Origin of the sequence: Endozoicomonas sp. 4G (assembly GCF_023822025.1) — a bacterium.
Classification (GTDB): domain Bacteria; phylum Pseudomonadota; class Gammaproteobacteria; order Pseudomonadales; family Endozoicomonadaceae; genus Endozoicomonas_A.
In genome coordinates this window covers 1931402-1955450 of sequence record NZ_CP082909.1, presented here as the reverse complement: position 1 = coordinate 1955450, position 24049 = coordinate 1931402, and the positions used below count along the sequence as shown (strand labels likewise).

Here is a 24049-nt window from a genome sequence, read left to right as displayed (position 1 = left end):
CTGCTATGCTCAACCGCACAAGAAATAATCATAGGGTGTACGCATGAACCATGATAAAGACACAGACGATTTCTGGAGTGCCATCAGTCGCATAGAGATCAGTGTCAAAAACTCACAGAACGATATTAGGAAGCTGTACTTGCATAGCACACGGCAGGAAATAGCTATTGAGTCACTTAATGAAAAGATTGACGCTAACCGGCAAGAGGTTCGCCAGTACCAGCAAGAAAATCGTGAACGTTTTGACAAGATTGAAAACATTCTGCAGGAAAATCATGAACGTTTTGACAAGATTGAAAACATTCTGCAGGAAAATCATGAACGTTTTGACAAGATCGAAGACACTTTGGTTGTCATTGTAAACCACCTCCAAAAATAACCACGACGCCTAAATCGGGTCAGGGACTGATCTTTCTCCAGCCCTCCCCAGTCGAGTCATGGGCGGGGCTGGAGCCTCTCCCTGTTAAGTTATTGCCTGAAAGCCGCTGAAACTTATAGGGACTCTGACATTCGACACGCAGTGTGTGTCGAATTTAGTTGATCTCTGAAAACCGGGTCAGGTCTTGATTGTTGACATCGTTTAACTCTGTTCTATTTTTAAGGATCTTTAGCTCGTTTCCATGTGTGGCAGAACAGTGGTTCCCAGGCTGAACCCATACGATATCTCAAGTTGTAGAGTCCGTTTGCAGGTGTGAGTATGCATTCCTACGCTGGAGAGGCTGTCGCAAAACTCTGGTTCCCATGCTTCAGCGGGAACCCATACCTATCTCGCGCTGTAGAGTCGGCTTTTCAGGGGAGATCGGGATAGGGCGTAGCCTCACAGCTACGCTCCTCCCACAACACCCAGCATACGGGTCCGTACTGGGCGTTTCGGTCAGTTAAGCAGCCAATAATCTAATCAAACCTAATTCATCGAACCAACTATTCGGCAATGCTAAGTGCAGCGCAGGACTCCGGCTTATCCGCCAGTACCCTTTGCTCGATCCTACTGTCTGCCTCGTCAGCTCTTCACTGACTCCTCGCCTTCTTAGCTCCGCATATCGCTTCGGACTTTTCTTCCATTGATACCAGAGCAAACTTCTCAATCGTCGCCTGATCCAGCAGTCAAAGTTTTCAAACTCCGAACGGGTTTCAACTTCTCGAAAGTAGTTCTTCCAGCCCCGTAAATAGCGATTCAGAGACTCCAATCTCTGCTCCAGTGACCGCCCGCCTTTGCGGGTTAGTTGTTTGACCTTGTCCCTGAACCGCTTGCAGGTTTTATCTGCCAGCTTCTTCCTGCCATCTCTGGTAAAGCTGTATCCCAGGAACGCCCGCCTCCATGCCTTGTCAACTGCACTTTTCGCAACGTTGACTTTCAGCTTCAGCTTACTTTCGATGTAACGAGTCAAACTTGCCATCACTCTCTCGCCTGCTTTCTTGCTTCGCACAAACACCCGACAGTCATCAGCGTAACGTACAAATCGTAAATCACGCTTTTCTAACTCTTTATCGAGTTCATCCAGTACGATGTTAGACAACACAGGTGAGAGCGGCCCTCCCTGAGGCACTCCTTCCGTCTGCGGTTTTACCAGCCCGTTCTCCATCACTCCGGACTGTAGGAATCGTCGAATTAAACGTAATACATCCTTGTCATCTGTGTGAACTGCCAGTTTTGCCATCAGTCGATCATGGTTAACCCGATCGAAGAATTTCGACAGGTCAATGTCCACAACCCAGTTATATCCTTCTCGGATATACGACTGAGCCTGATTAATCGCCTGATGAGCTGACCGGTTCGGCCTGAACCCGTAACTGAAAGATGAGAACCTTAGTTCCCACTCGGCCTGCAATACTTGCTGTATCGCTTGCTGCACCATTCGGTCTAAGGCGATTGGTATACCCAACTGCCTTTCTCCTCCGTCCGGTTTGGGAATCAGTACTCGCCTTACGGGAGCAGGACGCCATTCTCCCTGCAAAAGACATTGTCGCAGTTCATGACCATGTTCTTGTAGATGGGTGTACAACCCTTCCACTGTCATACGGTCGATCCCTGCTGCGCCTTTATTGCGTTTAACTCGCTGAAAGGCTCTTGTTAAATTATTGGGGTTGGCGATACGCTCCATCAGTCTAGTACCACCCGCCGGGCTTTCGTAATCCTGTGATACCGACACGACCTCAGCTCTCATAGCCTTGCAGCCTCCGGTTCCGCCGTGACCACTTGGCATGAGTTCCAGTGTTTGCTGGATTTGTCTGCGTCCAGTGTATCGAATAACAGAAACTACTCACCACTCTGTACCGTTCAGGCCTTCACTGACATACGCCAGCTACTATGCCATCTGCTGACTTCTGTGTGGCGGTCAAGTCACCTTACGATGACCTCAGTCCGAAATATCAGACACCACACAGACCTCCCGAGGTAAGTCACACCGCCTTCGCCGCACAACCGCCAGATCTACTGCCTGAATGTCCGGATGAGTATGGACTTCGTCATCATACGCTGACTCGTCCTCACGCAAACAGCCTCATATCTGATTTCTGTTCGTCGGCTCGCGGTTTTGCTCCACACTGCCTTCAGCCTGCATCTCACGATACAAACCTTGTGCTTCACTAGTCCTTCGCCCTCATCTGGCTGGACAGGGGACTTTCACCCCCAAGCTGTGTGACATGCTCGGCACACGTATGCATTCCCACGCACAGCGTGGGAACGAGAGGTTGGAGTTTTGCGACACCCTCAGAACGTGGGAACGAGTCACGAACCACCATCCAGCCTGTCCAGAATTTTCAGGGCTTCCTTTGGATTGCCGGATTCTGCCCTGGCCAGGTAACGGTTATAGGTATCGAACTCTGCCAGGGCGATGGTCGATAATTCATCCATCAATTTGTTGAGACTGATGTTTCTGGACTTGGCCAATTGCTTCAGACGTTCATGTTTTTCTTCGGTCAGCCTGACGGTGAGTACGCTCATTGTCTGATCTCCCTGATATAGTCCTCTGGTTTACAAATAGTTAAGTGGTCAAACTTCAGCTCTCCTCGACCAACATCTTTAATGTTTTTGGTAATGATATGGCTGGCACCACCGGCCATCGCCAGTTCTACCAGGTGATTATCCGATTCATCTGGTAAGTTTGGCCGCCAAAGATAATAGATCTCAACCCATCGGGTAGTACTCAGCAGCGCGTTGAGCAGCTGCTCACGTTCCGACTCTGTAGTACGGCTCTTATTCCAGAGCGCTGGCCTGTTTAACAGCGACTCATACTCGCTATAAAGTGCATTACCCATCAGAGGGCTCAACTGGCGATTCAGGCATAGCCTGAGAACTTCCCGGCTTGCACCGCCACTACCGAGCAGAGCCGAAACAAAGCAGCTGGTATCAAGTACAATGGTTTTCATGGGTTTTATGATAGCACATATGCTATCTAAAGGTATTTGCTAATGACAGGTCTAAAAGTGTGGTAACGAGGTTTTGCGACACCCTCAGAGCGTGGGAACGAGTGGAATGGGTACCAAACCGAGAGAGTAGATTCTAAAGGATTATTCTTCCCGTTACAGGTACGGCCTTTGACAAGCATTGAGGAGTTTACTCACCTTCCACGCCCTGAACGGGCGCCAGTGTTCCCCACTCGTGGCAACCTGGACAATGCCAATGCATTTCCTTGCCGGAAAAACCACAGCTGAAGCATTGGTAAACAGGCTTTGAGGCCAACATCTGGTCTGTGACCTCTTTCAGCAGTTTGATGCTGGTCAGTGACGTTTCAGAGGGATGGTTCAACTGAATATTGATCAAGGCGTTCAAGCCTTTCAGAGAGGGTTGCCGTCGCAGCTGACCGCTCAAAAACTCCATGGCCGAAACTTCACCACGACTGTTCATTAACTGAGCCGTCATCGCCAGTATAATAGCCGTACCGGGTTTTTCATGAAGGCACCGTGACAGATAACTGCTTAAGACATGCGGTTGATGACTGCGGTTGCACACAGTTTCCAGCATATCCAGAGTCAGTGGCACGTAGCGATTATCCTGGGCGGAGACCTTCTGGAGAACTTTGATAGCCTCTCTGTCACGACCTTCATCCATCTCCATCCGGCCCAGAATCAAACTGGCCCTGACGCAGTTTTTATCCCTGGAAAATGCCACTCTGATGTACTTCCTGGCCCCTGACCGATCATTGTGACGGAGTTTTTCCTCGGCTATCTCACAGTACAAGTGAGCCAACCTGAAAGCATAGTGTTCACCGGATAATTTACGCAGGGATTCGCTAATCTCAACAGCCTGCTGCCACTCTTTCTCTCGTTCGTAAATTTTCAGGAGCTGCTGCAGGGCATCCACCCGGTATTGATGGTTTTGTCTGGACAGGTCAACCAGCATCGCTTCGGCACGATCAAACAATCCCGCCGTCATGTAGTCTTTTGCCAGTTCCAGCTGAACACGGATGGATTGAAGGGGCGTCAGGCTGGGACGGGCGAGAAGGTCCTGATGCACCCGGATGGATTTATCCACCTCGCCCTTACGACAAAACAGGCTACCCAAGGCAAGATAGGTATCAACCGTGTCATTATTGATATCCAGCGCTTTGATAAAGGTCTCAATCGCCTCATCCGTCTGCTCATTTAACAGATAGTTCAACCCCACGAAGTACTCTTTGGAAAGGGGTTGCTCAGGGAAGTGTTCCTTTTTCTTCTTTTTTTCAGCACGCCCCAGAAGATATCCTGCCAGCATTGCCACCATAATCAGTGCCAGCAGTGCAACATCGGGCATCAGGTTAATCCTTTTAAGGCATTCGCTCTGAGTTTTTGTATTTCTGCGTCTCTTCGGCCCAGTTTACGCTTGAAACTGGCATTGGCTAACCTCAGTCTGGCGGTTGCCACCAGCGAGACCAGCAGCCCGAACAGCCCACCCAGAATAAAGGAGATAACGACAACGGAAGACACTTTCACTTCCGGCAGCAAGAAGCCAGCCAGGTCAAACCGTATCAATTGCGGGTTAGCAACAATAAAATTGACGAGAAGAATAAGCAGAAGCAAACTGCCCAACAGTATTACCAGCCGCTTCAGCCAGATACCCAAAAGAGAGACCATATCCGATCAAACTCCAGTGATCACTTATTTACGTTTACACGATCCCGCATATCTTTACCCGGCTTGAAATGAGGAACGTGTTTGCCATTGAGCACGACAGAGTCACCGGTTTTAGGGTTTCGTCCCATTCTCGGTGCCCTGTAATGCAGGGAAAAGCTGCCAAACCCTCTGATCTCAACCCTTGTTCCGTTGGCAAGGGATTGAGACATCTGCTCAAGAATGGATTTGATGGCCAGCTCTACGTCCTTTACTGTCAACTGATCTTGCTGGTCAGTCAGTCGTTCTATCAATTCTGATCGGGTCATTGTCGTTCGTCCTTTCCCTGTGCCCAGACAGTTCCTACCCTAGCCAACCCCATTCAATAAATCAAGCAAGCTATTGATAACCATAAAAAAACCGCAGTCTGAGCTGCGGTTTTTTTGATGGTGAAGAAAAGCCTCGTCAGAAGCTTTTCTCAACAAGTATTACTTGTTTTCCATCTGCGCTTTGATCAGGTCACCGATAGTGGTTGGACCTGAAGTGTCGTCTTCCTGCTTGGCACGCAGTTCTTTCATAGCCGCTTTCTCTTCAGCCTGGTCCTTCGCCTTGATGGACAGGGAGATGTTGCGGTTCTTACGATCGATACTGATGATGCGAGCTTCTACTTCTTCGCCTTCTTTCAGGACGTTGGTAGCGTCTTCAACGCGATCAACACTGATTTCAGAAGCTTTCAGAGTAGCCAGAACGTCTTCAGCCAGCTCTACAGTAGCGGCCTTGGCAGTCACTTCCTTGATCACACCCTTAACGATGGAACCTTTTTCATTCAGGCCAGCGAAGGAGTTGAAAGGATCTTCAGACAGTTGCTTGATACCCAGGGAGATACGCTCACGCTCAGCGTCGATCGCCAGGATAACCGCTTCAACTTCATCACCCTTACGGTACTTGCGAACGGCTTCTTCGCCGGTTTCGTTCCAGGAGATGTCAGACAGGTGAACCAGACCGTCGATGCCGCCGTCCAGACCGATGAAGATACCAAAGTCAGTAATAGACTTGATCTTACCCGCCAGCTTGTCGCCCTTGTTGAAGGAACCGGAGAACTCTTCCCATGGGTTCTGCTTGCACTGCTTGATACCCAGAGAAATACGACGACGCTCTTCGTCGATGTCCAGAACCTGAACTTCAACTTCGTCACCCAGGGCAACCACTTTGGATGGGTGGATGTTCTTGTTGGTCCAGTCCATTTCGGAAACGTGTACCAGACCTTCAACACCTTCTTCCAGTTCAACGAAGCAGCCGTAATCGGTCAGGTTGGTGATGCGACCGGATACACGGGTACCTTCAGGGAAGCGTTTGGTGATAGCTACCCATGGATCTTCACCCAGTTGCTTCAGACCCAGGGAGACACGGTTACGGTCACGGTCAAATTTCAGAACCTTAACGTTGATCTCGTCACCCACGTTGACGATCTCGCTTGGATGCTTGATGCGCTTCCAGGCCATGTCAGTGATGTGCAGCAGGCCGTCAACACCGCCCAGGTCTACGAAGGCACCGTAGTCGGTCAGGTTCTTAACGATACCTTTAACTTCCAGACCTTCCTGCAGGGATTCCAGCAGCTGCTCACGCTCAGCGCTGTTTTCAGCTTCCAGAACGCTGCGGCGGGAAACCACTACGTTGTTACGCTTCTGGTCGAGCTTGATAACCTTGAATTCCAGCTCTTTACCTTCCAGGTGAGCTGTGTCGCGTACCGGGCGCACGTCAACCAGGGAACCAGGCAGGAAGGCACGGATGGTGTTAACGTCAACAGTGAAGCCACCTTTGACTTTACCGGAGATAACACCTTTAACGATTTCTTCAGCTTCGAAGGCTTTTTCGAGTTCGCCCCAGGCTTCCATACGCTTGGCTTTTTCACGGGACAGACGGGTCTCACCGAAACCGTCTTCAACCGCGTCAAGAGCAACCTGAACTTCGTCGCCGACAGCGATGGTCAGTTCACCCTGTTCGTTCAGGAACTGAGCTTTTGGGATAACACCTTCAGACTTCAGGCCTGCGTGTACAGTCACCCAGTCGCTGTCGATATCAACAACCTGACCGCTAACAATAGCGCCCGGCTTCATTTCGATATCTTTCAGGCTTTCTTCAAACAGTTCAGCAAAGCTTTCGCTCATGATCATTCCTATCAATCAGCACTTCAATCAGTACTTCAGTACATCCACCTCATCAAGGCAGTGACTGCTGATCGCATGCTGGCCACACCGCCAGTCAGTGTGGGTTGTTTTTAAAAATACCGTATGGCTGTAACTGGCAATCTGCACCATCCGGTTATTCGCGTCGGTCTTCCCAAAGTCGGTCAGACCTCCTTGATAAAACAGGGCTGCTGAACATCTCTCACCAGCCCCCAGGTTCCGAAATGATTAACGTTAATCAGATCAGGCCATTCTGTTGCATGACATCCACTACACGACTGAAGACTTCCTGAATACTCAACCTGGTGCTGTCCAGGACAAGAGCATCATCGGCGGGTTTCAGTGGAGCGACATCGCGATTCATGTCACGATCGTCCCTGGCGAGAATGTCAGCTAAAAGCCGGTCAAAGCTAGCATCAATCCCTTTTTGTTGCAACTGATTTTGACGGCGTTTTGCCCGTTCTTCGGCACTGGCGGTAAGATAAACCTTGACGCTGGCCCGGGGGAAAACCACGGTTCCCATATCCCTGCCGTCGGCGATCAGGCCCGGCGCTTGGGCGAAGTCCTGCTGGCGCTTCAACAGAGCCTTTCTGACCCTCGGCAAAGCCGCCACCTGAGAGGCTTTGGCCCCTACTTCTTCGGTTCTCAGATTAGCGCCAACGCGCTCACCTTCAAGAATGATTCTCAGACCTTCGCCTTCCGCGCCCGGCTCAAATTGCACATCCAGATGGCCCGCCAGAACTTCCAGTGACTTTTCATCAGAAAAATCCACATCGTGATTTATGGCTGCCAGTGCTGTCAGTCGGTACAGGGCACCGCTGTCCAGCAGATGCCATTCAAACTCTTTTGCCAGTAACGCCGCAACGGTTCCTTTACCGGAACCACTGGGGCCATCAATGGTTACAACGGGCACACTCATCTGTGAAGAATTTTTCATTTACTGATTCTCATCAAAGGCCGCCATGGAGGCTCTTCTTTCCAGCATACTGGCAAAGTGTTGTCGCGCTGAACGGGCTCGCTCAAACGTCGCCAGTACCTCTTGACTGTCTTTCTCAACAATCGCCTGCCGAAGTTGAGCCAGACCTTCAGAAAACCGATCCAGCGAGGCAAGAATAGCCTCACTATTACCCATGGCAATATCGTGCCACATAATCGGATCACTACCGGCAATGCGAGTGAAGTCTCTGAACCCTCCGGCTGCGTAACGAAAGATATCCTGATGCTCAGGATTACCTGCCAGCGTATCCACCAGCGAAAAGGCCAGCAGATGGGGCAAATGGCTGGTCATTGCCAACACTTCATCATGACGTTGAACATCCATGACATTGACCTGGGCACCGCAACAGTACCAGAGATACCTGACCAGAGATAACGCTTCAGGATCAGTGTTCTCCAGGGGGGTCAGAATCACCTTGTGATTCTTGAACAGCCCCGCTTTAGCGGCAGTCACTCCGCTTTTTTCGGAACCGGCAATGGGATGACCCGGCACCAGGTTCTCAGGCACACGACCAAATAGTTCCCGGGCGGCCTGAATCAGTGAGCCTTTGCAGCTACCGACATCGGTCATGACTTTGCCGGCAAGATCCAGACCGTTAAGTTGCTCAAGTACGGTTGGCATAGCCAGCATGGGAACCGATAGCTGGATAACATCGGCCCTGCTGACGGCGGATTCAAAATCCCCGCAACCTTCTGCCACGATCCCTAAGGAAACGGCCTTTTCAATATTTTCACCGCTGAGATCAAAGCCCATCAGATGAAAGTTCTCACCGCACTCCCTCAGGGAAGCGGCAAATGAACCTCCGATAAGGCCCAGTCCCACCACCAGGATATTTAGTGGTGTGTTGGCCTTGTTTTGCGCTATCACTACACCTGCAACCTTTTTCAAAAGCAATCTTCAAGCTCAGGGCTGTTTAACCGCTCAGGGCTGTTTAACCGCTCAGGGCTGTTTACAAGCTCAAGGCTGTTTAACCGCAACCAGTGCTTCAAGAAAGCGTCGATTTTCTTCTTCCAGACCAATGGAAACCCTCAGGTGTCCCGGCATACCATAGTTGCCAAGCGGTCTGACAATGACACCCCGTTTAAGCAGACGCTGGTAACACTCCACGCCTTCCATACCGGTGTCAAAAGTAATGAAGTTACCTCTGGACGGTATGTAATCCATGTTCATAGACTGGAAGCCCGCTTCAATTTGAGCCATTCCGTCCTGGTTAACCTGTCGGGAACGGTTCAGGTATGCTTCGTCATTGAGGACCGCAACCGCTGCCGCCTCGACCAGATTATTCACATTAAAAGGCTGTCTTAACCTGTTGAGAATACTGGCTATTTCAGGGCTTGAAACAGAATAACCGACACGACCACCAGCCAGACCATAGGCTTTGGAGAAGGTTCTGGCCACCACAAGATTGGGGTATTCTTTCAGCAATGCCATACCGTCGGGTGACTCACTGCCCACCGCATACTCAAAGTAGGCCTCATCCAGAACGACAACCACCTCTTCAGACACTTTGTCCAGAAAACTGCGCAACTCTGTTTCTGAAAAGTGGGTGCCGGTTGGGTTATTAGGATTGGCCAGAAAAACCATTCGGGTATCCCCACGAACCGCTTTGGCCATCGCCTCCAGATCGTGCCCCCAGTGTTTGGCAGGCACCACAATACTTTCTGCCCCGGTCGCCTGAACCGCTATGGGATAAACCGCAAAAGCGTATTCCGAGAAAACCGCTGAGCACCCTTCTTTCAGGTAGCATTGCGCCAGCAGCACCAGAATATCGTTGGAGCCGTTGCCGAAGGTCAGCTGATCAGGTTCAACGGCCAGCTTTGTGCACAGGGCATCACGCAGATGATAAAGACTGCTGTCCGGGTATCGGGCCAGCTCACCCATCATAGCGGCAATGGCCTCACGGGAGGACTGGGCCGCCCCGAGTGGGTTTTCATTGCTGGCCAGCTTAACAACACTACTGGCATCCAGACCTTGTTCCCGCGCCAACTCTTCCACGGGTTTACCGGGAAGATAAGGATTCAGAGTACGTACTCCGGGGACAGCAAGCTTTATAAAATCACAACCCATGGTTCACCTGTTTTTTATCGTGAATAATTTTTGATGATGGCAGCCAAACCACGTTCATCCTGAGCGGAGATACTACCCCGTTCATCCTGAGCTTGTCGAAGGATGGTGAAACAATGTAATGGTTGGTTTCGCATATTCTGGTTAGGTACTCAGAGAACACCTTTGGGATAAGAACCCAGAACTCGGAGATCATTCACCCTGCCAGCCAGCTTTTCCAGTACCTTCTGGATCACCGGATCGTCTTTGTGGCCTTCAAAGTCAATGAAGAAAACGTAGTTCCAGATACCGGTACGGGATGGCCGGGTTTCTACCCGGGTCAGATCGACATCATGAACATCGAACGCCTCAAGAATCGAATGCAGGGCACCGGACTGGTTTCTCATGCTGACGACAATAGACGTTTTATCCTCACCGCTGGCGGGGACATCCTGATGACCAATAATCAGGAAGCGGGTGGAGTTGTCCGGTTGATCTTCAATCTTCTCAGAGATCTTTTCCAGACCATAGATATCCGCCGCCATATCACCGGCAATGGCCGCAGAGTTCCATTCTCCCTTGATGCGCTTGGCCGCCTCGGCATTGGAGCTGACCGCCACTCTTTCAGCCATTGGCCAGTGGGCATCCAGCCATTTACGGCACTGTGCCAGTGACTGGGCATGGGAGTATATCCGGGTAATATGGTCACGGCGAGTATTGTCAGAGACCAGCAGATGCTGATGGATTCTCAGCACCACTTCACCACAGATTTTCAAAGAAGAATCCATGAAACTATCCAGGGTATGACTGACTACCCCTTCCGTTGAATTTTCAACCGGCACCACACCATAGCGAACGGCCCCCGCTGTCACTTCCCTGAACACCTCATCAATGGCCGCCATAGGAACAGACACCGCAGAATGCCCAAAGTGTTTCAAAGCGGCTTGCTGGGTAAAGGTGCCTTCCGGACCGAGAAACGCTACTCGAACGGGCTCTTCAAGGGCCAGACAGGCTGACATAATCTCTCTGAACAGCCGCGCCATTTCTTCATCGCTCAGCGGCCCATGATTGCGCTCCATCACCTGGCGCAAAACCTGGGCTTCCCGTTCCGGACGATAAAATACTGCCGCCGCGTCTTCATTCTGCTTGACCCTGGCCACTTCCTGAGCGCAGCGCGCACGCTCACTGATCAGCTTCAGAATATCCTGGTCAAGCTGATCAATTTTCGTCCGCAACCCCTTCAACTTGTCTTCTGTCATAGTTTTCTCTTATCCAAATTTTCTTTCGAATTCACGCATAAAGGCGATCAGCGCATCGACATGCTCTTCCGGTACGGCATTATAAATACTGGCCCGCATACCGCCCACTGCCTTATGACCCTTGAGATAAAGTAGGCCATTTTTTTCGGACTCGGCCAGAAAGACCTTATCCAATTCAGGATCGGTCAGCGTAAAGGGAATATTCATTCTGGAACGCCAGCGGGGATCTACCCTGTTGTGATAAAACCCGGACTCATCAATGACGCCGTAGAGTTTTCCGGATTTGCGGGCATTAACCTGATCGATCACTGCCAACCCGCCCTGCTCCTTCAGCCACTCAAAGACCAGACCGGCCAGGTACCAGGCAAAGGTGGGCGGAGTGTTATACATGGAGTCTTTGTCCGCCTGCAGCCGATAATCAAAAACAGCAGGACAGCTGGAGTGCCCTCGATCCAGCAGATCGTCACGTACGATAACCACTGTCAGCCCTGCCGGACCGATATTTTTCTGGGCACCGGCATAAATGACCCCAAAGCGGCTGACATCCATAGGCCCGGACAGAATGGTGGATGACATATCCGCCACCAGCGGCACATCACCAGAATCAGGGATAAATGGAAACTCCAGACCACCGATGGTCTCGTTGGGAGTGTAGTGAACATAGGCGGCATCGGAACTGAAACGCCAGTCACGCTCTTCCGGCATGGTGCAAAATGAAGCCCCCTTACCGTCAGCAATGACATTGACATTCAAATAACGCTGAGCTTCTTTGATCGCCGACTGGGCCCAGTGTCCGCTGTTAACATAGTCGGCACTCTTTTTCTCACCTTTCAGATTCAGCGGGACTGCCGAAAACTGCCCGCGGGCACCCCCCTGTAAAAACAGAACCCGGTAGTTTTCAGGAATCTGCAAAAGGTCCCGGAGATTCTTTTCTGCCTGCCCAGCCACTTTGAGAAAGGACTCTCCCCGGTGACTGACTTCCATTATGGAAGCCCCTTTACCCTGGTAGTCCAGAAGCTCATCCCGGGCACGCTCAAGCACCCATTGCGGCAAAGGCGCCGGACCCGCCGAAAAGTTATAGGCCCGCCCTTCAAGGCCTGCCAGTGTTTCTGCCAACAGATTATTCATACCAACTCTCCATACCACCACCCGACTCGTCGATTTAGAAAACAAAACGCCAGCATAGTGCTGGCGTTTTGTGACGGGATACAGAATCAGCTTTCCTGACCTTCATCAGGTCCGGTCTGAGGTGTTTCTTCCCCGGCTGCTTCGGTCTCTTCGCCTTCAACCTCGCCCTCAATCTCGCCTTCAGTTTCTTCCGGCTCTTCAACCCTGGCAACACCAACCAGTTTCTCACCTTCCTGAACCTTGATCAGGGTCACCCCCTGGGTGTTTCGACTCATGACCGATATTTCATCGACACGGGTTCTCACCAGGGTGCCCTGATCAGAGATCAGCATAATCTCTTCACCGTCCCGCACCTGGATGGCGCCAATCAGCTCACCATTACGATCCGTGCACTGCATGGAGATAACACCCTGACCACCGCGACCAGTGATTCTGAAATCTTCCACCCCGGTACGCTTACCGAAACCATTCTGGCTGACGGTCAGAATCTGGGTTTCGTCTTCGGGAATAATCAGCGAGATAACCCGTTGTGCATCCTGTAGCTTGATACCGCGCACACCTCTGGCGGTCCGGCCCACGGCACGCACGTCAGTTTCTTCAAAGCGGATCGCTTTACCGGCATTGGAAAGCAACATCACCTGTTTCTCACCGGTGGTGATTTCAGCACCGACAAGGGTGTCGCCGTCATCAAGGCCCAAAGCAATCAGGCCGCTGCTTCTTGGGCGGGAGAACTGCTCCAGCGGGGTCTTCTTAACCGTGCCGGCCGCCGTTGCCATAAAGACAAAGTGACCTTCGCTGTACTCTTCAACGGGCAGCATCGCCGTGATGCGCTCGTCTTCTTCCAAAGGCAGGATATTCACGATGGGGCGGCCACGAGAAGTACGGCCAGCCTCGGGAATCTGATAGACCTTCAGCCAGTACACTTTACCCCTGCTGGAGAAGCAAAGAATCTGGGTATGAGTGTTGGCCACCAGCATGTGCTCTACGTAATCTTCGTCTTTAACCGAAGCGGCAGACTTACCCCGACCACCACGACGCTGCGCCTGGTAGGTGTCCAGCGACGTGGTCTTGGCATAACCACCGTGAGACAGGGTGACCACCATGTCTTCTTCAGAGATCAGGTCTTCAACGGTCAGATCACGGCGGGAGCTGGTGATTTCAGTACGACGCTCGTCGCCGTACTCTGCAACCACGCTTTCCAGCTCTTCACGGATAACGGCCAGCAAACGCTCAGAACTGGAAAGAATCAACAGCAATTCGGCAATTTTTTCCAACAGCTCACGGTATTCAGTTAACAGCTTGTCGTGCTCAAGACCGGTCAGCCGGTGCAGACGCATTTCCATGATCGCCTGAGCCTGGGCAGGAGAGAGATAGTAAAGTCCATCATCCCTCATACCAAACTCTGCCGGCAGCTCTTCAGGCCGACAGGCATCAGCACCGGCACGCTCGGCCATTGCCAACACGTGGCCTGGCTGCCAGCCCTGGGCCATCAGTTTTTCTTTTGCCTCTGCGGGCGTTGGCGAGTCCTTGATCAAGGCAATGACCGGATCAATATTGGACAGGGCGACCGCCAGACCTTCCAGCAAATGACCACGCTCACGAGCCTTGCGCAGCAGATAAACGGTTCTGCGGGTCACCACTTCGCGACGATGACGAATAAAGGCTTCCAGCATCTCCTTAAGATTCAGGAGTTTTGGCTGACCATCCACCAGCGCCACATTGTTGATGCCAAAGACACTTTCTAGCTGGGTTTGTGCGTAGAGGTTATTGAGGACGACGTCGGCCACTTCGCCACGGCGCAACTCAATCACTACACGCATGCCGTCTTTGTCAGACTCGTCGCGCAGCTCGGTTATACCTTCGATTTTCTTGTCTTTTACCAGCTCGGCGATCTTTTCAATCAACCGGGCCTTGTTCAGCTGGTAAGGCAGTTCGGTAATAATAATGGCGCTTTTGTTCTTTTTCTCATCATGCTCAATATCCGCACGGGCACGGATATAGATACGACCACGCCCGGTACGGTAGGCCTGCAAAATACCGGCCCGACCATTAATGATGCCAGCAGTGGGAAAATCCGGACCGGGGATGTATTCCATCAGGTCGTCCACCGACAGGCTTTCATCATCAATCAGCGCCAGACAGCCTTTGACCACTTCCGTCAGGTTATGGGGAGGAATATTAGTGGCCATACCGACGGCAATACCGGCAGCACCATTCACCAGCAGATTGGGAATGCGGGTGGGCATGACTGCGGGAATCTGCTCCGTGCCATCGTAGTTGGGCACGAAATCGACCGTTTCCTTATCCAGGTCAGCCATGATGTCATGACTGATCTTCTGCATCCGGATCTCGGTATAACGCATGGCTGCTGCCGAGTCACCGTCCACGGAACCGAAGTTACCCTGCCCGTCTACCAGCATGTAGCGCAGAGAGAATGGCTGCGCCATACGAACAATAGTCTCATACACTGCAGAGTCACCGTGGGGATGGTATTTACCGATTACGTCACCCACCACACGAGCCGATTTCTTGTAGGGCTTGTTCCAATCGTTGCCCAGCTCGTTCATTGCGAAGAGAACCCGCCGATGAACCGGCTTGAGTCCATCACGTACATCAGGCAGTGCCCGCCCGACGATGACACTCATGGCGTAGTCCAGGTAGGACTGCTTGAGTTCGTCTTCGATGTTTACCGGAAGAATCTCTTTGGCGATATCAGTCATGTAAACCCAGTCGTCCTTTAGCTTGCGCTCACCAGATACCAGTCAGCACCCTTTCTCAACCCAGAAGGCCGGAAACTCGAATCATTCAATCAACAGGCGGCCATGTAGAAGCAATCATCCAGTTCCTGTCTGAACAGAAAGGAAGCGTTGAAATGAATTTCACAATAGAAAAGGCATGGCTGCTTTTTTTCATATCAAGTGGCAAATAATACCACAGCTGACGGCCTTACTGCGAGCCAGTGTCGACATTGGCAACAATATTTTTATGGACAAAAAGTGATACAAAAGTACGACATAGTATTTATATAGTATCTGCAGGACAGGAATACTTAACTCTGATAACTCTGTCTGTATAATGCAACAACAGCATACGCACACCCCATCAAACCGCTTGAGAACTCCGACACTATGACTGCAAACCAGGACGAACCACGCCCAGTGCAAAACGTCGATCCAGCCGAAATTGCTAAATTTGAGGAGCTGGCCAGCCGCTGGTGGGACATGGACGGTGAATTCAAGCCATTGCACGAAATCAACCCGCTGCGTCTGAACTACATTGATGAGCGAGTGGGCCTGGCCGGAAAGAAAGTACTGGATGTTGGCTGTGGTGGCGGCATTCTCAGCGAATCCATGGCCCTGCGTGGCGCCGATGTGACCGGTATCGACATGGGCGACGCCCCGCTTTCCGTCGCTCGCTTACACAGCATGGAAAGCGAAGTTGAGGTCAATTATCGCAAGATTCCGGTGGAAGAGCTGGCAGAAGAAATGCCCGGCACCTTTGATGTCGTTACCTGCCTCGAAATGCTCGAACACGTTCCTGAACCGGCATCGGTTATTCGTGCCTGTGAGAAGCTGCTCAAACCCGGCGGAAAGATTTTCTTTGCGACGATAAACCGCAATGCCAAATCCTGGTTGTTTGCCATCGTCGGGGCTGAGTATGTCCTCAGGATGCTGCCCAGGGGGACACATGAACACAGTAAATTTATTAAACCCCATGAGCTTTGCAACTGGATGCGCCAATACGATCTGGAAGTACACGACATGACCGGCATGGTTTTCAACCCATTCACTGGCGTGTACTCCCTTAAGAAGTCTGACACTGACGTTAATTACCTGATCTACGGCGGTAAGCCAGAGTCCTAATGAGAACCCTGATGAATCAACCCAACGCCATTGAAGGTATTTTTTTTGATCTGGACGGCACTCTGCTGGATACCTCGGACGACTTCATTATCACCCTTAACAAAATGCTCGCGGACGACCACCTGCCCGCCGTTAATAGTGAACTGATACGAAGCCATGTTTCCGAAGGCTCAAGAAAACTGGTGCAACTCGCCTATGATATAGAATCATCAGACCCAAGGCTGGAATGCCTCAGAAACAGACTTCTTGAAGAGTATGACAACCACATTAACAATGGCGGCAGAGAAAAAGCAGCAAAACTGTACGACGGGATGCTAATGCTACTTGATGCTCTTGATGACAGAGCCATACCCTGGGGGGTGGTCACCAATAAACCTTCGGCATACGCAGGAACGCTGCTGGCTCAGGCGGATCTCAGCCACCGGTCAAAAACATTAATCTGTCCGGACCACGTCACGCTGACCAAGCCCGCCCCGGAAGCCCTGTTACTGGCCTGTCAAAAAACAGGGGCTAACCCGGCCAACTGCATTTATGTAGGTGATCATTTACGTGACATTGAGGCCGGCAGAAATGCAGGGATGGTCACTATCGCAGCTCTGTATGGCTTTATCAGCCCCCAGGACACACCAGACCAGTGGCATGCTGATTACAGCGTTTCGTCCGCACAAGAGATTCTTCCGCTGCTGGAAAAACACAAGTGGCAGCTACCACGGAGAGCAATACATGTTTGAATATACCGCACCCGACAACCTCCTCCGGGACAAGATTATCCTGGTCACCGGTGCTGGCAGTGGTATTGGCCGTACGGCAGCCCTGACCTTTGCCCGCCACGGCGCCACAGTCATCCTGCTGGGCAGAACCACCAGCAAGCTTGAAGCGGTTTATGACGAAATCGAAGAAAATGGCTGGCCCCAGGCAGCCATTTACCCCATGAACCTCGCCGGAGCTTCAGAACAGGACTATGCCAACCTGGCAGAAACCCTCGACAAGGAATTTGGCAGGCTGGACGGACTCCTGCACAATGCCGGCCTGCTGGGCGAACTTAAGCCCATCGCCCAGTTCGACCTGGCTAAATGGAATGAAGTCATGCACGTTAACGTGACCGCTCCCTTCCTGCTGTCACGAGAGCTACTCCCTCTGCTGCGCAATGCCCAATCCGGCTCCATTGCCTTCACTTCCTCCAGCGTCGGCCATAAAGGGCGTGCTCACTGGGGCGCCTACAGCATTTCGAAATTTGCTACCGAAGGTTTAATGCAAGTCATGGCCGATGAAGAAGACGGCATCAGTCAGGTAAGAGTCAACACCATCAATCCCGGTGGTACCCGCACCGCCATGAGAGCCTCCGCCTACCCCGGTGAAGACCCGATGAGCCGCCCCACGCCGGACGATATTATGCCAGTCTATCTGTACCTGATGGGGGACGATAGCCAGTCGGTGAACGGCAAAGCCTTTCATGCACAGCTGCCCGGTAATCCAGAGAACATTGCAACACTCTGACATTGCCGTACAGGGCCCACTCAAACAGTGGGTCATTCTATCCAGATACAACCCGTCCAGATACAACCCGTTACCAAAAAAAACACACCTCCCCTGAAGCCTCGACTACGTTTTATCGTCGAAACCCAACGATATATTGATCAGACCGGGGGATTCATGACCAAAGTTCAAACCTCAATCCTGCTCATACTGACAGCTTGCACATCGGTATCGTCCGCTCTTTCTAATCATTATTCTCAAAGAGAATTGAATGAAGAAAAGGTCGTTGCCTCCAACTGGCAACAGCATTCTCCTGAATATGAAGCCCTTGTGTACCAGTCTTTCAACATGGCCAGAGACAACCTCGCAAACGCATTAAGTCAGCTATCTAAAGGCGAGCGAGCTGAAGGCAAGCGAGCCGCAATAGTGACTGATATTGATGACACCCTGATTGATGGCACCACCTATTTTTCAAGCATGGTGGGGACCGACGGCGTAAGAAACATTGATGCCAGCATGAGCTGGTGGCAAACACAAAGGATGGAAGCTTTGCCCGGTGCCGTGGACTTTTTAAATGAGGCTAATAACAAAGGCGTAGAAATTTTCTATATCAGCGGTCGCTTCAATGAGGCCAAAGAAGTATCCATGGCCAAACTGAAACAATTGGGATTCCCGATCAAAGGGCCTGAGTACTTTCTATTTCAAACAACAGACAATGAGACACTGAGCAAAGAGGAGCATCGTCAGAAAATCAGGGACAAGGGCTATCACATACTGATGCTGCTGGGTGATCAGCTGGATGACCTGGCAGAAGTGCAAGGCCGCTACTTTACCCAAAGGCAGCAATGGGTTCATCAAAACCGTAGCCACTTCAGTAAAGACTGGATCAGCTTACCTAACCTGGTGTATGGAAGCTGGGAATCTGCGGTAGTTACTGAGGGCTTCAGTCAGCTATCTCCCCGGCAAAAGCACGATGCCAATCTGGATGCACTGGGCCATTCTTACTTTAGCCAGATTCAAGACCCAACCTTTGCCCGGCACAACATCAATGCGATGCTATGGGTGAACGCATCAGCCGATTATCACGCTTTGACGTATCAGGCTTACAACCATGCCACAGGAATGCTGGAAAAACTGGATCAAAAAACCATGGAAAACCCCGTTATTGTCGTAGACATCAACGGCACCATTCTACAATACACCCCCTTAAAACCCGACCTGAATCAACCGGCCCCAGGGTCAGAAGGCCATGACTACAGCTGGTTCCTTAAACGACAGAAACAGGCAAAACCAACCTCCGGAGCCCTGGAGTTTCTTGCTGCTGCCAAGGCAAAAGGATTTGATATTTTCTATATTTCTGAACAACCGGTGTCGTCTGGCCTGCCGGGCAGCAGCAAAGACATAGAAGAGCTGATCGTCGGGGAGCTGAAAGAGCTGGGTTACCCGGATGCGGATGAAACTCACGTTGTATCAAAAGAAGAGTACTGCTCAGAGGCTGAGCCGAAGGACTGCACAAAAACCATTCAGCGTCGTGCAATCACTGGAGGTCGGGTCGACAATAAAAAACATCAGGTCGCCCTTTATATCAGCGATACGCTCTCTGACTTTGACCTTGAGGAAAAGGGCTTTGACCCGGACCTGAAGACATCCGTGGCTGCCAATAAAGACCTGTTTGGTCGTCAGTACATGGTCATCCCTAACCCAATCAATACACGTCGACTGGTTACTCTGTACAACGACTATGCCGGTACGCCTATGAGTGACTTATCCAGTGAAGAGCAAGCCAGCATCAGACTGAAAATGATCAGGGACTGGCCCGAGAAGCCTTTTTGACCAGCCACTCCAGATAACCTGTTTCCCCGTCTACCGCACGGGTGAAACAGGTATCATCAACAATGCATAACCGGTTTGCCGACCGCTGTGGACTATTACCGGCCGGGCTCTTAGTATTTTCAACGACTGGGAACTCAAGCCTTGCTATCCAAAAAACCATTGATTTTGATCTTGGCCGCTGCCTTTTCTGTGCATAGCTCTGATGAAAGCAGTGACAACCCTGACGAAGACGAAACGCGTACCGAGCCTGATGTTCAGTATGTAAACACGGCACTTAATCCCTTTCGAGGATCAAATGAAAGCAGCCAGTATTGTGCGACTCTGGTACTGAAAAAGATTAAGCAGGAGTCCATTTCAGACAACGAAATGCCCACTGAGTCAGAGGCAGACGTGACAGAAGCGGACTCTGCTAACAATCTGGAAATCAACTCACCTGATGGTAGAACCGACCAGAGACCCAAGCTGCACCAGTGTGACCATGAGGGCTGCAACTACAGCTCCGACCGGGCGGACAATCTGAAAAAGCACAAACAGAGGCACCTGCCTGCCGACCAGAAACCCAAGCTGCACCGGTGTGACCATGAGGGCTGCAACTACAGCACCGACCACAAGGGCAATCTGAAATCGCACCAACAGACCCACCTGCCTGCCGACCAGAGACTCAGGAAGCCCAAGAAACCGATGCGACACTGTGACCATAAGGGCTGCCACTACAGCACCCGCTACATAGGCAATCTGAAAGCGCACAAACAGACCCACTTGCCTGCTGACCAGAGAACCATGATACACCAGTGTGACTATGAGGGCTGCGACTTCAGAACCAACCACTCGGGCAATCTGAAAAAGCACAAACGAACCCACCTGCCTGCCGACCAGAGACCCAAGCCGCACCGGTGTAATCATGAGGGCTGCAACTACAGCAGCGACCAGGTGAGCAAACTGAAAACGCACAAAAAGTCCCACCTGCCTGCCGACCAGAGACCCAAGCTGGATCAGTGTAACCATGAAGGCTGCGGCTACAGCACCAACCACTCGGGCAATCTGAAAACGCACAAACTGACCCACCTGCCTGCTGACCAGAGAATCATGATGCACCAGTGTGACCATGAGGGCTGCGACTACCGCACCAACCACCCGGGCAATCTGAAAACGCACAAACGGAGCCACCAGCCAGCCGACCAGAGACCCAAAAGGAAAGCGTATGACCAGCCGTCATCTAACGAGAAAAGGAAGAAGGGTGATAACGAATGATCCGCCTCAAATGATCAGTGACTGGCTCGAGAAGCCTTTTTGACCACCAACTCCAGATAACCTGTTTCCCCGTCTGCTTCACGGGTGAAACAGGTATCATCAAGAATACCCACCACTATCTCAGCCGTGGTTTCGATAATAGACCCCGGTTTTAAATGACCACCCATAACCTGCCCTTCTTTGTCTGCTACACAGATATGCAAATGCAGCCCTGAAGGACAACAGGTGCCTGACAGAGAAAGAATTTCGAAGGGGCCTTGATGTACCTCTTCCTGCTCGGCTCCCGCCAGTCTCAGCGACAACACTCTCAGACTTCCTACGCAAGACAGCAGACAGGCCGCAGGCCATTCCCTGGCAAGGCTCAGGAGTTCAAGATAGAGATCATCGCCAGGTAGCAAACGTTGACTATGGGTTTTCATTTATTCAAATCCTGTTTCCGATAGAGAGAGCTTAACAAACTAGTTCTCTTCATCGAATTGTCGGTGATCGAAATCTCTATCAGGATTGGGTATCCGATCACATAATCTCGAAGGGCAGTGTCTAAAGCGATAACCAACATTACCGGAGGCACCCATCACTCTTTGGACGATCCTTCCACCAAAACAGCAACAAACACTACCGGGAGCACCCCCTACTCTCATAAACCTCCTGGGTGCATCCACATGATTGATGACCGTCATAATAAAGGGCGACGCTGGCTGGATAATCGTAGCTCTACGGCCCTGTGACTCGGATGGCTGGGGACTGCGCGTCTCTCCAGCCGATTCACTACTATTGGATGATAGCCGGTGTAAACAGACGCCACGACAGGAACCGACGTAACAATTTAAACCCATCGTATGCAGGAGCTGATCGGGGTTCTGATTACCGCCGCTGGAACCGGAGGACATAAGGCGGGTGAAAGCAGTTGAAAGACGGTGATTCATTGCTCTTGAGACTTGCGATTGAGATGGCTGGCTTTGCTGCCTACTTTACTGCCCTCTTCCTCGTTCGTCTTTTTTAGGTCTTGTCTTGGAGGTGATCAAAACCGGCTGGTCTTCCTTTGTCAATGCAGATGCTACCCCCATTTGACCCATCGGATTAAACAGCGATGAATCAGGATTCCAATAGCTTTCTAAAAGCAAGTCGACAGCAGTAAACGCTTCTAATGGTACCGATGAATAAGATTTAGCGCCCAGAAGGGTATCACTGACGATCATAACCAGTTTGTAACCCATCAGCAGCTGAGTGGCGTAAATCAATTCCCACGAGATCGCTTGAACAGGGTACGTTGTTTCATCGTAGTCGCCAAGTCTATGTAGTTTGCCGCCTACTGGAAACATTGATCCTGCATCATTATTTGTGTCGGCAGGGGATGATGGATTGGACGACAATGTATTTGGCTCAGGTTTTATTGAAAAGCTGCCTCTTGGAACGCCCCCAACCTGCTCAAATTCGACAATAAAATGCCTTTCCAGGGAGTCGGCGTGACAGACAACAGTTAGCGACATCAGCAATAACAGGCATGCTGCAGAAAGTGTTTTTTTCAAAATCTTGTCCTTACATGAATTTTATAGTTGTTGGACAAGAAACTTAGATCAAGATATCGATAAATCAAGAAAATCAGTATCAAATATTCGGAACTGCTCCAAGGGCACCGGCTTGATATTTGGCATACAAATTATCATCAGCACGAAGACCCTTCATTTCATCTAGACGCCAAGCCTCACTGTATAAAGACTCTTTTTCAGTCAATATAACTTGGTGCTTGCGAAAAACGTTCAGAATTTCATGAGAGTGGCAACTAAATATAAGCTGAGCATTATTTGGATTAGTATGCTTATGCTTGAATAATTCTATTAGCTTAACCATCATATGGAAATGTAAGTCACTATCAATTTCATCAAGCACAGCAATACCACCATTTTCTAATACTGGTATTATTTTTCTCAGTAAAACATACGTAGATTTTGTACCGTTAGATTCCTCAAAAAACGGCAATTCAAATGTTTTATCACCATCTTTATGGACTCCAACAGGAAGAGTTATTTTTTCCTCTTCCCCTTTTTCATTTGTACCTATAGCCTCCATCAGCTCTACTGAAGAAAGTCCTAAGTCAAAATCACAAATTAGCTCTTTAGCAATATCATGGTAATTATCGAAGTCTTTAAAAAAAGATGCACTTTCGATCAGGGCTCCTTCATGGTAATACTCTCTACCCATGACATTGATGTTTGATGTAATGGATTCGAAAAAATCAACAATTTTAGATGCTTCTTCTGAATCATACATATGGGCAGCAGATATTATAGAAGCGTTGCCTCTTATTTTTTCTGCTACATTTTTTTGAAAATCAAACCCTTTATGTTTGTATTCATAATTTTCGCCCTTGAGCTCTCTGATGAACAAGTAACTATACAAATGACTCGTTTTTACATACAAGGATTCGTTAATGACATGCTCCCTTGTAGCCTCGAGATGATATCTAAAGCTTGTTCCATTTATAATGAACTCTATTTCAAAATAGGTGCTTTTATCGGAACCTAACTTATGTGCCTCTAATGGAACTTTGTCCTTAGGACTACTGCTCTTATACGAACTACTAACAAACCACGCCAAAAAAGGCAAAGGCTTAAGCAATTGTGTTTTACCAGAACCATTGGGACCAATGACGCCAATAACTTTATTGATGCGAGAACCATCTTCACTTACTAAATCATAAGTAGAATTAGTAGGTTTTTTACCTACTTCAAATGATACTTCGGTTTCTTCCTCAAAAGAGTAGAAATTTCTAAACAGTATTCTCTTGATCATAGTGAGCAATATTTAACAAATTTTCGTGCATTATCGGACACTATGGGGAATTTTGCAAGATTGGGTGCCGACTCCTGCAGCAAAGGCGCGAACGCAGTGAGCCACCCCTTTGCCTGCACTTGTTGTAGCGACACGTCTTTTCCAAGCTGCGCAAGACCTTCACTGGATCAGGAGGAGGATGCCAACAGGGAG

At 50.3% G+C, this 24049-nt stretch carries 22 protein-coding genes; 6 read left to right on the top strand and 16 right to left on the bottom strand.

The window, feature by feature from the left end; translation table 11 throughout:
• The first annotated feature begins 43 nt into the window (after positions 1 to 43).
• Complete coding sequence (locus K7B67_RS07700) at positions 44 to 379, top strand: hypothetical protein (protein WP_252179763.1); 336 nt, start codon at positions 44 to 46, stop codon at positions 377 to 379.
• A 499-nt stretch (positions 380 to 878) separates the two neighbouring features.
• Here the strand turns inward: K7B67_RS07700 and ltrA are convergent, their stop codons facing one another.
• The 13 genes from ltrA to gyrA form a co-directional block, all read right to left on the bottom strand.
• Positions 879 to 2204 carry a group II intron reverse transcriptase/maturase gene (gene ltrA, locus K7B67_RS07695; protein ID WP_252176896.1) on the bottom strand — a complete coding sequence of 442 codons (1326 nt, stop codon included), beginning with the start codon at positions 2202 to 2204 and terminating at the stop codon, positions 879 to 881.
• 524 nt (positions 2205 to 2728) lie between these two features.
• A complete protein-coding gene (locus K7B67_RS07690) occupies positions 2729 to 2944 on the bottom strand; it encodes a toxin-antitoxin system HicB family antitoxin (RefSeq protein ID WP_252179762.1) in 216 nt (71 codons plus the stop codon).
• Positions 2941 to 3369, bottom strand: coding sequence for a putative toxin-antitoxin system toxin component, PIN family (locus K7B67_RS07685; protein ID WP_252179761.1), 429 nt, complete (start codon positions 3367 to 3369; stop codon positions 2941 to 2943). The genes K7B67_RS07690 and K7B67_RS07685 overlap by 4 nt, the downstream gene beginning before the upstream one ends.
• Positions 3370 to 3556: 187 nt before the next feature.
• On the bottom strand, positions 3557 to 4732 hold the full coding sequence (gene lapB / locus K7B67_RS07680) for a lipopolysaccharide assembly protein LapB (protein ID WP_252179760.1): 1176 nt from the start codon (positions 4730 to 4732) through the stop codon (positions 3557 to 3559).
• Positions 4732 to 5052, bottom strand: coding sequence for a lipopolysaccharide assembly protein LapA domain-containing protein (locus K7B67_RS07675; RefSeq protein ID WP_252179759.1), 321 nt, complete (start codon positions 5050 to 5052; stop codon positions 4732 to 4734). Before K7B67_RS07675 ends, lapB begins: the two co-directional genes overlap by 1 nt.
• Before the next feature lie 20 nt (positions 5053 to 5072).
• Entirely contained in the window at positions 5073 to 5357 is a 285-nt protein-coding gene (ihfB, locus tag K7B67_RS07670) for an integration host factor subunit beta (RefSeq protein ID WP_252179758.1), read from the bottom strand.
• 159 nt (positions 5358 to 5516) lie between these two features.
• On the bottom strand, positions 5517 to 7196 hold the full coding sequence (gene rpsA, locus K7B67_RS07665; protein ID WP_252179757.1) for a 30S ribosomal protein S1: 1680 nt from the start codon (positions 7194 to 7196) through the stop codon (positions 5517 to 5519).
• Between the two features lie 256 nt (positions 7197 to 7452).
• Positions 7453 to 8151, bottom strand: a complete 699-nt coding sequence (gene cmk / locus K7B67_RS07660; RefSeq protein WP_252179756.1) for a (d)CMP kinase — start codon at positions 8149 to 8151, stop codon at positions 7453 to 7455.
• Positions 8152 to 9099 (bottom strand): prephenate dehydrogenase/arogenate dehydrogenase family protein, encoded by a 948-nt coding sequence (locus K7B67_RS07655; protein ID WP_252179755.1) that lies wholly within the window; start codon positions 9097 to 9099, stop codon positions 8152 to 8154.
• 69 nt (positions 9100 to 9168) lie between these two features.
• Positions 9169 to 10278 carry a histidinol-phosphate transaminase gene (gene hisC, locus K7B67_RS07650; RefSeq protein ID WP_252179754.1) on the bottom strand — a complete coding sequence of 370 codons (1110 nt, stop codon included), beginning with the start codon at positions 10276 to 10278 and terminating at the stop codon, positions 9169 to 9171.
• Between the two features lie 149 nt (positions 10279 to 10427).
• Complete coding sequence (gene pheA, locus K7B67_RS07645) at positions 10428 to 11513, bottom strand: prephenate dehydratase (protein WP_252179753.1); 1086 nt, start codon at positions 11511 to 11513, stop codon at positions 10428 to 10430.
• A 9-nt stretch (positions 11514 to 11522) separates the two neighbouring features.
• The gene (gene serC, locus K7B67_RS07640) at positions 11523 to 12641 is read right to left on the bottom strand and encodes a 3-phosphoserine/phosphohydroxythreonine transaminase (RefSeq protein ID WP_252179752.1); all 1119 of its coding nucleotides are present in this window, start codon (positions 12639 to 12641) and stop codon (positions 11523 to 11525) included.
• A gap of 86 nt (positions 12642 to 12727) precedes the next feature.
• A complete protein-coding gene (gyrA, locus tag K7B67_RS07635; protein WP_252179751.1) occupies positions 12728 to 15361 on the bottom strand; it encodes a DNA gyrase subunit A in 2634 nt (877 codons plus the stop codon).
• Between the two features lie 438 nt (positions 15362 to 15799).
• Here gyrA and ubiG point away from each other — a divergent pair, with 438 nt between their 5' ends.
• The 5 genes from ubiG (at position 15800) to K7B67_RS07610 (ending at position 21064) form a co-directional block, all read left to right on the top strand.
• Positions 15800 to 16504: a bifunctional 2-polyprenyl-6-hydroxyphenol methylase/3-demethylubiquinol 3-O-methyltransferase UbiG gene (ubiG, locus tag K7B67_RS07630; protein ID WP_346658266.1), complete on the top strand. Its 705-nt coding sequence runs from the start codon at positions 15800 to 15802 to the stop codon at positions 16502 to 16504.
• 11 nt (positions 16505 to 16515) lie between these two features.
• Positions 16516 to 17235, top strand: coding sequence for an HAD-IA family hydrolase (locus tag K7B67_RS07625; RefSeq protein ID WP_252179749.1), 720 nt, complete (start codon positions 16516 to 16518; stop codon positions 17233 to 17235).
• Positions 17228 to 18001, top strand: a complete 774-nt coding sequence (locus tag K7B67_RS07620; protein ID WP_252179748.1) for a YciK family oxidoreductase — start codon at positions 17228 to 17230, stop codon at positions 17999 to 18001. Before K7B67_RS07625 ends, K7B67_RS07620 begins: the two co-directional genes overlap by 8 nt.
• A gap of 156 nt (positions 18002 to 18157) precedes the next feature.
• Complete coding sequence (locus K7B67_RS07615) at positions 18158 to 19813, top strand: HAD family acid phosphatase (protein ID WP_252179747.1); 1656 nt, start codon at positions 18158 to 18160, stop codon at positions 19811 to 19813.
• A gap of 141 nt (positions 19814 to 19954) precedes the next feature.
• Complete coding sequence (locus tag K7B67_RS07610) at positions 19955 to 21064, top strand: hypothetical protein (protein WP_252179746.1); 1110 nt, start codon at positions 19955 to 19957, stop codon at positions 21062 to 21064.
• Positions 21065 to 21078: 14 nt separating this feature from the next.
• On the opposite strand, the gene K7B67_RS07605 is transcribed toward K7B67_RS07610, so the two are convergent.
• From K7B67_RS07605 to K7B67_RS07595, 3 genes are all read right to left on the bottom strand, one after another.
• Complete coding sequence (locus K7B67_RS07605; RefSeq protein WP_252179745.1) at positions 21079 to 21483, bottom strand: PPC domain-containing DNA-binding protein; 405 nt, start codon at positions 21481 to 21483, stop codon at positions 21079 to 21081.
• Positions 21484 to 22035: 552 nt separating this feature from the next.
• Entirely contained in the window at positions 22036 to 22593 is a 558-nt protein-coding gene (locus tag K7B67_RS07600) for a hypothetical protein (RefSeq protein ID WP_252179744.1), read from the bottom strand.
• A gap of 79 nt (positions 22594 to 22672) precedes the next feature.
• Positions 22673 to 23857 (bottom strand): ATP-binding protein, encoded by a 1185-nt coding sequence (locus K7B67_RS07595; RefSeq protein ID WP_252179743.1) that lies wholly within the window; start codon positions 23855 to 23857, stop codon positions 22673 to 22675.
• Positions 23858 to 24049: the final 192 nt, after the last annotated feature.

Excerpts from the sequence above, each read along its gene's own strand:
- K7B67_RS07700 (WP_252179763.1), top strand. The coding sequence starts at position 44 with ATGAACCATGATAAAGACACAGACGATTTCTGGAGTGCCATCAGTCGC.
- ltrA (WP_252176896.1), bottom strand. The coding sequence starts at position 2,204 with ATGCCAAGTGGTCACGGCGGAACCGGAGGCTGCAAGGCTATGAGAGCT.
- K7B67_RS07690 (WP_252179762.1), bottom strand. The coding sequence starts at position 2,944 with ATGAGCGTACTCACCGTCAGGCTGACCGAAGAAAAACATGAACGTCTG.
- K7B67_RS07685 (WP_252179761.1), bottom strand. The coding sequence starts at position 3,369 with ATGAAAACCATTGTACTTGATACCAGCTGCTTTGTTTCGGCTCTGCTC.
- lapB (WP_252179760.1), bottom strand. The coding sequence starts at position 4,732 with ATGCCCGATGTTGCACTGCTGGCACTGATTATGGTGGCAATGCTGGCA.
- K7B67_RS07675 (WP_252179759.1), bottom strand. The coding sequence starts at position 5,052 with ATGGTCTCTCTTTTGGGTATCTGGCTGAAGCGGCTGGTAATACTGTTG.
- ihfB (WP_252179758.1), bottom strand. The coding sequence starts at position 5,357 with ATGACCCGATCAGAATTGATAGAACGACTGACTGACCAGCAAGATCAG.
- rpsA (WP_252179757.1), bottom strand. The coding sequence starts at position 7,196 with ATGAGCGAAAGCTTTGCTGAACTGTTTGAAGAAAGCCTGAAAGATATC.
- cmk (WP_252179756.1), bottom strand. The coding sequence starts at position 8,151 with ATGAAAAATTCTTCACAGATGAGTGTGCCCGTTGTAACCATTGATGGC.
- hisC (WP_252179754.1), bottom strand. The coding sequence starts at position 10,278 with ATGGGTTGTGATTTTATAAAGCTTGCTGTCCCCGGAGTACGTACTCTG.
- pheA (WP_252179753.1), bottom strand. The coding sequence starts at position 11,513 with ATGACAGAAGACAAGTTGAAGGGGTTGCGGACGAAAATTGATCAGCTT.
- serC (WP_252179752.1), bottom strand. The coding sequence starts at position 12,641 with ATGAATAATCTGTTGGCAGAAACACTGGCAGGCCTTGAAGGGCGGGCC.
- gyrA (WP_252179751.1), bottom strand. The coding sequence starts at position 15,361 with ATGACTGATATCGCCAAAGAGATTCTTCCGGTAAACATCGAAGACGAA.
- K7B67_RS07625 (WP_252179749.1), top strand. The coding sequence starts at position 16,516 with ATGAATCAACCCAACGCCATTGAAGGTATTTTTTTTGATCTGGACGGC.
- K7B67_RS07620 (WP_252179748.1), top strand. The coding sequence starts at position 17,228 with ATGTTTGAATATACCGCACCCGACAACCTCCTCCGGGACAAGATTATC.
- K7B67_RS07615 (WP_252179747.1), top strand. The coding sequence starts at position 18,158 with ATGACCAAAGTTCAAACCTCAATCCTGCTCATACTGACAGCTTGCACA.
- K7B67_RS07605 (WP_252179745.1), bottom strand. The coding sequence starts at position 21,483 with ATGAAAACCCATAGTCAACGTTTGCTACCTGGCGATGATCTCTATCTT.
- K7B67_RS07595 (WP_252179743.1), bottom strand. The coding sequence starts at position 23,857 with ATGATCAAGAGAATACTGTTTAGAAATTTCTACTCTTTTGAGGAAGAA.